This window comes from Microbacterium sp. Leaf351, from assembly GCF_001423825.1.
Taxonomy (GTDB): domain Bacteria; phylum Actinomycetota; class Actinomycetes; order Actinomycetales; family Microbacteriaceae; genus Microbacterium; species Microbacterium ginsengisoli.
On record NZ_LMPK01000003.1, the window covers coordinates 250 to 2620 of the forward strand.

Annotated in this window: 2 protein-coding genes; one reads left to right on the forward strand and one right to left on the reverse strand. The window is 73.0% G+C overall.

The window, feature by feature from the left end:
• Positions 1 to 1359 (reverse strand): glucose-6-phosphate dehydrogenase (locus ASG00_RS01460; RefSeq protein WP_056206429.1); only part of this gene is annotated, 1359 nt, incomplete at its 3' end.
• Positions 1360 to 1434: 75 nt separating this feature from the next.
• On the opposite strand from ASG00_RS01460, the gene ASG00_RS16285 reads away from it, so the two are divergent.
• The coding region (locus ASG00_RS16285; RefSeq protein ID WP_235559046.1) for a glycoside hydrolase family 15 protein at positions 1435 to 2371 on the forward strand (937 nt) is incomplete at its 3' end.

A 2371-nucleotide genomic window follows, 5' to 3' on the forward strand; every position in this document is an offset into this window, starting at 1 on the left:
CGGGGGCCACCCGTCGGGGCCGGTCGAGCCTGCGGGGTACTCGTCGAGCGGCACGTCGCCGCGCCGCCAGGCGTCGAGCACGGGCTGCACGATGCGCCAGCACTCCTCGGCGGCGTCGCCGCGCACGGCGAGGGCCGCATCCCCCGAGAGGATCGACGACAGCACTTCCGCGTAGGCCTTCAGCGCGCCCTCGCCGAGCTCGGCGTGCATCGTGGCGCGGGAGAGCGAGAACGGGTCGGCGGCGCCGTTGACGTTGAGGTCGAGGCAGAACACGTCGGGGCCGAGCGAGAACCGCAGCACGCTGCCCTGTTCCTCGCCGGAGAAGCCGGTCGGCAGGTGGTGCACGGGCTTGAAGCGCAGCACGACCTCGGCGAGCCGGGCCGACATCGCCTTGCCCGAGCGCAGCGTGAACGGCACACCCTCCCAGCGGGCGGTACGCACCTCGAACACAGCCTCGGCGAGCGTCTCGGTGCCCCGCGACGGGTCGACGCCCGGCTCGTCGACGTAGTTCGGCAGCGCCGTGCCGTCGATCGTGCCGGCGGTGTAGCGGGCGCGACGCGAGCTGTGCACGGCGTTGTCGTCCCACACGTGGGTGGCGCGCAGCGCCGCCCCGGTCGCGTCGCGCAGGTCGCGCTCGTCGAGCGTCGCGGGCGGCTCCATGGCGACGAAGGCGAGCACCTGCAGCAGGTGGCTCTGGATCATGTCCTCGAGCGCGCCGGCCTTGTCGTAGTAGCCGGCGCGGCCCTCGAGGCCGAGCGACTCGTCGTAGCGGATGGTGACCGACGCGACGTTCTCCGACGACCACACCGGCTCGAACACGCGGTTCGCGAACCGCACGCCGAGCATGTTGAGCACCATCGACCGGCCGAGGAAGTGGTCGACGCGGAAGATCTGCTGCTCGGGCAGCAGCTGCGCGAGCACGGCGTTCAGCTGCTCGGCGCTGTGCTGGTCGGTGCCGAACGGCTTCTCGAGCGCCAGGATCGTCTCGGCCGGCAGCGTCACGCCGGTGAGCGCGCGGCACGCGGCGGCCGCGACGGCGGGCGGCACGGCGAAGTAGAGCACGGGGCGTTCGCCCGCGTCGGCGAGGAGGGCAGTGAGGTCCTTCGTCGCGGTGATGTCGCACTGCACGTAACGGGTCGCCTTGACGACGGCGGATGCCGCGGCCCCCACGCCCTCGCCGAACGCCGCCTTCACGCGGCTGCGCCACGCGCGATCCGTCTCGGCATCCATGCCGGCGCCGACCAGGCGCACCTTCGTGTCGGGTTCCGCGTCGAGCAGCTGGGCGAGGGCCGGCAGCAGCAGGCGGGAGGTCAGGTCCCCGGTGGCGCCGAGGATGACGAGGGTGCGTTCGTCGGTCACGCTCACACGCTACGCCCTCGACACGCGCGACGACGCGGATGCCGCGGCGACGCCGGCGCGGGGCAGAATCGGGGTGTGTCCGCATCGATCGGGGAATACGCGCTGCTCAGCGACTGCCGCACGGGGGCGCTCGTGTCGCGGCACGGGTCGATCGACTGGTTCTGTCCACCGCGATGGGATGCCCCGTCGGTGTTCGGCGCTCTGCTGGGCACTGAGGAGCACGGCCACTGGACCCTGCGTCCCGTCGACCGCGCGGCGACCGTCACCCGCCGCTACGACGGCGACACCTTCGTGCTCGTCACCCGGTGGGAGACGGCGACGGGTGTCGCCGAGGTGCACGAGTTCATGCCGGTGTGGCCACATCGCGTCGACATCGTGCGGCGCATCGTCGGCCTGTCGGGCCGGGTGCCGTTCGAGACCGCGCTGCGGCTGCGTTTCGACTATGCCCGGGCGATCCCGTGGGTGCGCCAGCTCGACGGTGCGGTGCCCGAGCTGCACGCGACGGCCGGCCCCGACCGGGTGACCGTGCGGGGCATCCGTCTCGAGGCGCGCGACCACGTGCATCGCGGCACCGTATCGATCGACGCGGGCGGCACGCATGACCTCACGCTGACGTGGTCGCATTCGTTCCGCGACCGTCCCGAGCCGGTCGACGTCGACGCGGCGCTCGTCGCGACCCGCACCGGCTGGCAGGACTGGGCGGACCACATCGCGCACGACGGTCCGTACCGGGCCGAGGTGATCCGCTCGCTGCTCGTGCTGCGCGCCCTCAGCCACGCCGACACCGGCGGCATCGTGGCCGCCGCGACCACGTCGCTGCCGGAGCAGTTCGGCGGCGCCCGCAACTGGGACTACCGCTACGTGTGGCTGCGCGACGCGTCGCTGACGTTGCAGACGCTCGTCGCGCACGGGTTCGTCGAGGCCGCCGACCACTGGCGGCTGTGGCTGCTGCGCGCCATCGCCGGCGACCCCGCGCAGATGCAGATCATGTACGGCATCGCGGGCGAGCGCG